Genomic DNA, 5,856 nt, shown 5'->3' on the forward strand with positions numbered 1-5,856 from the left:
GAAATAAATAAATCGCCACGGGGAAGTACACTTACAGCAATGATGAGTTGGTTTTAAGTTAACAACAATCTTAACTTTTGATTCTACCTTCTGATAAACTCRAAACGGCCATCCGGAGCCAGCTTGATAATGGTTGATGGATTTTTGATTTCCTTACTATGCTGATCAATGTTAACCACATAATCAACACCATCTATGATCTCCTGGTCAACCTGCGAAAAGTATTGCGGAGAGGGTTTGCCGCTGATATTGGCAGATGTGGATACCAGTGGCTTGCGCAGGCGTTGTATCAACTGCTGACAAAACTGGTGACTGGTTACCCGTATAGCTATACTGCCATCGGCGGCTATCAATGATGGTGAAATGTTTTTGGCGCCGGGCATTACCAGGGTTAAAGGGTTTTCGGCGTATTCTATCAGGTCGTAAGCCAGGGGATTTACCTCTTGTACATAACTCTCCAGCTTGTTTTCTGTATCCAGCAGAATCACCATGCTTTTAGCTTCATCGCGCTGTTTAAGGCGATAGATCTTTTTTATGGCTTCAGCATTGGTAGCATCACAGCCAATGCCCCAAATGGTATCTGTAGGGTACAGGATAATGCCGCCTTCCTGCAGCACTTTAAAAGCGTTGGCAACTTCGTCTCTAAGCATGATCTATATATTGGCCTAAATTGTTCATAATTTCAAATTCGTTAAGCATTTCCATGCATTTGGGTACGCTATAAAGCTTGCAGGTATTGCGTACACAAGGTTCGCAGGTTAGTTTAGCATAACGTATTATGGATAAGTTTTGTTTATTGTATGGTGCGGTATTATGCTCGTTTCCGGCTCCAAATAATACTATAACAGGTATACCCACAGCGTTGGCCAAATGGGCCGGCCCCGAATCTGTGGTTAATAAAGCCGCGCTCCCGGCCATTAAGCTGCACAAACCGGGCAGGTTGGTTTTGCCTGCATAGTTTTCAAGCCGGTCGGCATTTTCCGCTCCGGCAATCAGTTGGTTAACAAATTCAGATTCCTTTGGGGAACCGATAAGGCAAAATATTGTACCCGTAAAGGTGTTGCTTAAAGTATTGAGCAAATGTATGCCTTTATCAGGCGGCATCCTGCGCGATGTAGCCTCGGAGTTAAAATTGACCAAAACTCGGTTGGTTTGCTTTGGGGTACTTAAAGCCGGTATTAGCTCAACGTGTCGGTGGCGGATAGTTTTGCCTGTAAACTGCTCAAGCAGATATAAATATTCATCAACCCGGTGAAGATTATCAGGTTTTTTATAAGAATTGGTAAGCAGGAAAAAACCGCCCTCTTTATCAAAACCAATTCTTTTTTTTGCAGATGTGGCCTTACCCATAATCAATGAAGAAAGGGAATGCGGCAGGTTAAAAAACAGATCGTATTTTTCTGCACGCAGTTTTTTACCGAAGCGGTAAACACCTGGCAGGCCGCTGTATTCCTGCTTTGAAAAAAGATGGATAGTGGTTATTCCGGGAATAAGCGGGACTAAATTGCCCAGTTCGCTTTTAATTATAACGTCAACCTGTGCTAAAGGATAAAGCTGCCTCACTGCGGCAATGAATGCGGTACTCATTACCACATCGCCAAGCCAGTTAGGCAGCCTTATCAGTATTTTCATTTATTGAGTTGATTATGTGAATGATTGATTAAGTGAATGGTTGCGTTATTGGATCTTTTCAAAATCTAACCACTCACTTACCCCAACTTAATCAACAAATTACTAAACAGCAACGTTGTTTTCCCTTAAAGCATCATTAAGGGATGTTTTTTTATCGGTTGATTCCTTGCGGGTACCAATGATTAAAGCACATGGTACCTGGTATTCGCCGGCGGGAAATGTTTTGGTATATGAACCAGGTATAACCACCGAACGTGCCGGTACACGGCCCTTATATTCAACCGGAGTTGAGCCGGTAACATCAATAATTTTTGTTGACGCAGTTAAAACCACATTTGCGCCTAATACAGCCTCGTGTTCAACATGTACGCCTTCAACCACAATAGCTCTTGAACCAATAAAGCAATTATCTTCTATAATAACCGGGGCAGCCTGCAATGGCTCCAATACGCCGCCAATACCAACACCGCCACTTAAGTGTACATGCTTGCCAATTTGTGCGCATGAACCTACAGTTGCCCAGGTATCAACCATGGTACCTTCATCAACATAAGCGCCTATATTTACATATGATGGCATCATGATAACACCTTTGGCCAGGTAAGCTCCATAACGGGCAATACCATGAGGTACTACACGAACGCCGGTTGCTTTATAGTCGGTTTTTAGTTTCATTTTATCATGAAAAACAAAAGGACCAACTTTAATTTCTTCCATACTGCGGGTTGGGAAATACAATACCACGGCTTTCTTTATCCACTCGTTTACGTGCCAGCGTGTACCTATCAGTTCGGCTACGCGAATTTCGCCTTTGTCTAAACGTTCAATAACGGCTTCAATGGCATTAGTATAGTCATTATAATTTAGCAGATTCCTGTCTTCCCAGGCATCTTCAATCAGTTTTTTAAGATCTTGCATTGATGAAATTAACTTTTGGCAAATTAAAGGAATTTTAAGGAGAATTGCTTGAATTAAGGTGAATGTGTTTGAGTAAAACCAGCAATTTATTATGTGTTAACCGGCAACCCGGTATTTAATACCACCTAACCTCTTCCTGATTATGAACGCTATGTCCATTTTCTGCATTTTTACTGGCAATATCATCATTGCAGATTTTTGGAATTGAATTTTTCACTATATCAGCGTTGGATATGCCGGGCACCTGTTCCATAAATTCATCAAAAAAGACCTTGAGGCCTGGCGAGAACGGCAATAATTGTTTTAAAAAACTGTTTACTTTTGCAGGGTTATGCCCGAAAAAGAAAAATTAAGAATAGATAAGTACCTCTGGGCTATCAGGCTTTTTAAAACCCGTACCCTTGCCTCTGATGCCTGTAAGGCCGGGCGCGTAAAGCTGGATAGTAAGAATATCAAAGCATCGTACGAAGTAAAAATTGGCGATACTTACCAGGTATCAAAAGGACCTGACCGTAAAGTAATTAGGGTTACCGGCCTGCTCGAAAATAGGGTGGATGCCAAGAAGGCTGTTGATTATTACCTGGATATAACCCCGGTTGAGCAAACCCAGGCCTTTAAGTCCATGTTTCATGCCCCCATACTTAAACGCGACCGCGGTGCAGGTCGGCCCACTAAACTCGACAGAAGGGAAATTGATGACCTGAAAGATAACTTTTTTGAGAGCGGAGGAGAAGACGAATAATTTGAAAATTCGGTGATTTGAAAATGACAAGAATGGCATCTGAAATTTTCAAATTGCCTCAATATTTCATCTTATTTTCCTCATCCTGCCAAAGTTTAAAAACAGCAAGGGCTTCATCGCGTAATAATTGTACAAATGGAAGTTTGCGGTTGGCCATGGGGCTTCCCAGCTCATGATATATAGCATGGTCATCAAAACCTATTTCAGCTGCATCAGCTTTGGTGTTGGCGTAGTAAACCTTATCAATACGGGCCCAGTAAATAGCGCCCAGGCACATAGGGCAGGGTTCGCAACTGGTATAAATTTCGCAACCCGACAGATCATAGGTGCCAAGTTCCTGGCAAGCCATGCGGATCACCGAAACTTCTGCATGAGCCGTTGGATCATTGGTAGGTACAACACGGTTAGCACTGCGGGCCAGGATCATGCCATCCTTGGTGATAACAGCACCAAAAGGGCCGCCCATGCCTTGCTTAACATTATATTCTGACAGCTCAATAGCTATCCGCATAAATTTTTCGTGCGCCATGTTTTTCATATTCCTCTAAATTAAAAAACCTCAACCGAAGTTGAGGTTTTTATAAAAATATTTATAATTTGAATCAGAATTGACAGAATTTAAGAATTAACAGAATTTGCATATCTGCACATCTGAAAAATTATTTTTTCTCTTTCGCGTAGGCGTCGTTAAGTCTTTTAATTACATCGGTGGTTACATCTAATGACGGGTCGCCATATAATACAACCGGGCTTGCTTTTGAATATAGCAATACCAATCTGTAGCCTTTTTCTTTAGCATAAGCTTTTGTAAACTCAGCAATTTTATCGTATTGTTTGCTGCTTTCAGTTGCCTGCACATTTTGAAACTCTGCAGTTGCGTTTTGCTGGTAGCCTTGTAATTCCTGTTGTTTGCGTTGTAAACGTTGCTCGGTTGCCTGGCGCTGATCTGCCGGCAAAGTAGCAGCACTTTTTTGATACTCTGCAACCTCACGCTGAAAAGCCTGGCCTTTGTTCTGTAAATCGCTTTGTGAAGCTTTTCCTTTTTCTTCCAGGCGCTTATTCATATCTTTTGTGTACTCGTATTTACTTAATAAAGTATCTGAATTGATATAAACGATGGGTTCTTTACTGTCACTTACAGCAGATGTAGCAGCGGCCGGTTTATCGGCAGTTTTATTTTGGTTACAGGCGGCTATGCTACCTGCAATTAATATCCCGAAGGTGAATTTTGTTAAAGTTGAAACAGTAGTTTTCATTATCTCACGTAAAAAATTAAAAAAGTTTGACAAAGATAAACTTTCATTGCAAGTATCCTAATCAATTGTTTATTTGAAAATTCGGAGATTTGAGAATTTGAAAATTTCGCGTTAAAAATTCATTTTCAAATCTTCAAATTACCAAATCTTCAAATTCCTCACACGTCGCTTTTTATCCACAATTATTCGTTAATCCCGGCTATTTTTCGTACTTTTGAAGGTTGTTGTACTAAATAAATATGAGCGAAGAAAATCAGGACAAATCCAATTATTCAGCAGATAATATACAGGTATTAGAAGGTTTAGAGGCGGTACGTAAGCGTCCGTCCATGTACATTGGTGATACAGGCGTTAAAGGTTTGCACCATTTAGTATATGAGGTAGTTGATAACTCTATTGACGAAGCCCTTGCCGGCCACTGCGACACAATTAAGGTTTTTATATTAAAAGATAACTCGATAAGGGTTGAAGATAATGGTCGTGGTATTCCAACCGCGATGCACACTAAGGAGCAAAAATCGGCTTTAGAGGTAGTAATGACCGTGTTACACGCCGGTGGTAAATTTGATAAGGATACTTATAAGGTATCGGGCGGTTTGCACGGCGTGGGTGTTAGTTGCGTTAACGCGTTATCTATCCACCTTACTGCGCTGGTTTACCGCGAAGGTAAAATCTGGACGCAGGAGTACTCAGAAGGAAAACCTTTATTTGATGTTAAAACCATTGGCGAAACGGATAAAAGAGGTACTACCATCATTTTTAAACCAGATGCTACTATATTTAACCTTACCACCGAGTATAAATACGATACCCTTGCCGGTCGTTTACGCGAACTTTCATTTTTAAATAAAGGTATCCGCCTAACGTTAACCGATGAGCGGATCCCTAATGAGGATGGCTCTTTCCCAACAGAAGAGTTTTATTCTGAAGGTGGTTTGCGCGAGTTTGTAAAGTTTTTGGATGGCACACGTACAGCTATTATTCCCGATCCTATTTACCTTGATGGTATTAAAAACGGGATCCCGGTTGAGCTTGCTTTCCAGTATAATGATACTTACTCCGAGAATGTTTTCTCATACGTAAATAACATTAATACTATTGAAGGCGGTACCCACGTAGCCGGTTTCCGCCGTGGTTTAACCCGTACACTGAAAGCATATGCTGATAAATCGGGCTTGCTGAAAAACATGAAGATGGAAATTACCGGTGATGACTTCCGCGAGGGGTTAACGGCCGTAATTTCGGTGAAAGTTCAGGAACCGCAGTTTGAAGGGCAAACCAAAACCAAGTTAGGTAATAACGAGGTAA

General features: G+C 41.3%; 7 protein-coding genes. 2 read left to right on the top strand and 5 right to left on the bottom strand.

Annotated features, from left to right (window positions below; genetic code table 11):
• Positions 1 to 83: 83 nt before the first annotated feature.
• The 3 genes from AC1DPZ_RS20540 to AC1DPZ_RS20550 form a co-directional block, all read right to left on the bottom strand.
• Positions 84 to 650, bottom strand: coding sequence for an L-threonylcarbamoyladenylate synthase (locus AC1DPZ_RS20540; RefSeq protein ID WP_477406899.1), 567 nt, complete (start codon positions 648 to 650; stop codon positions 84 to 86).
• Positions 643 to 1,632, bottom strand: a complete 990-nt coding sequence (locus tag AC1DPZ_RS20545) for a glycosyltransferase family 9 protein (protein ID WP_477406901.1) — start codon at positions 1,630 to 1,632, stop codon at positions 643 to 645. Before AC1DPZ_RS20545 ends, AC1DPZ_RS20540 begins: the two co-directional genes overlap by 8 nt.
• 102 nt (positions 1,633 to 1,734) lie before the next feature.
• The gene (locus AC1DPZ_RS20550) at positions 1,735 to 2,550 is read right to left on the bottom strand and encodes a 2,3,4,5-tetrahydropyridine-2,6-dicarboxylate N-succinyltransferase (protein WP_477406903.1); all 816 of its coding nucleotides are present in this window, start codon (positions 2,548 to 2,550) and stop codon (positions 1,735 to 1,737) included.
• Between the two features lie 331 nt (positions 2,551 to 2,881).
• Between AC1DPZ_RS20550 and AC1DPZ_RS20555 the strand changes: the two genes are divergently transcribed.
• Entirely contained in the window at positions 2,882 to 3,292 is a 411-nt protein-coding gene (locus AC1DPZ_RS20555; protein ID WP_477406905.1) for an RNA-binding S4 domain-containing protein, read from the top strand.
• Between the two features lie 58 nt (positions 3,293 to 3,350).
• Here the strand turns inward: AC1DPZ_RS20555 and AC1DPZ_RS20560 are convergent, their stop codons facing one another.
• Together AC1DPZ_RS20560 and AC1DPZ_RS20565 are read right to left on the bottom strand one after the other, a co-directional pair.
• Positions 3,351 to 3,830: a nucleoside deaminase gene (locus AC1DPZ_RS20560; protein ID WP_477406907.1), complete on the bottom strand. Its 480-nt coding sequence runs from the start codon at positions 3,828 to 3,830 to the stop codon at positions 3,351 to 3,353.
• A gap of 121 nt (positions 3,831 to 3,951) precedes the next feature.
• Positions 3,952 to 4,548: an OmpH/Skp family outer membrane protein gene (locus AC1DPZ_RS20565; protein ID WP_477406909.1), complete on the bottom strand. Its 597-nt coding sequence runs from the start codon at positions 4,546 to 4,548 to the stop codon at positions 3,952 to 3,954.
• A 239-nt stretch (positions 4,549 to 4,787) separates the two neighbouring features.
• Between AC1DPZ_RS20565 and AC1DPZ_RS20570 the strand changes: the two genes are divergently transcribed.
• Positions 4,788 to 5,856 (top strand): ATP-binding protein (locus AC1DPZ_RS20570; RefSeq protein WP_477406911.1); only part of this gene is annotated, 1,069 nt, incomplete at its 3' end.

This window comes from Mucilaginibacter sp. P4_G9 (assembly GCF_056400985.1).

Bases quoted from the DNA above. Each gene is read 5' to 3' on its own strand.
- AC1DPZ_RS20555 (WP_477406905.1), top strand. From the start codon at position 2,882: ATGCCCGAAAAAGAAAAATTAAGAATAGATAAGTACCTCTGGGCTATC.
- AC1DPZ_RS20545 (WP_477406901.1), bottom strand. From the start codon at position 1,632: ATGAAAATACTGATAAGGCTGCCTAACTGGCTTGGCGATGTGGTAATG.
- AC1DPZ_RS20565 (WP_477406909.1), bottom strand. From the start codon at position 4,548: ATGAAAACTACTGTTTCAACTTTAACAAAATTCACCTTCGGGATATTA.
- AC1DPZ_RS20560 (WP_477406907.1), bottom strand. From the start codon at position 3,830: ATGAAAAACATGGCGCACGAAAAATTTATGCGGATAGCTATTGAGCTG.
- AC1DPZ_RS20550 (WP_477406903.1), bottom strand. From the start codon at position 2,550: ATGCAAGATCTTAAAAAACTGATTGAAGATGCCTGGGAAGACAGGAAT.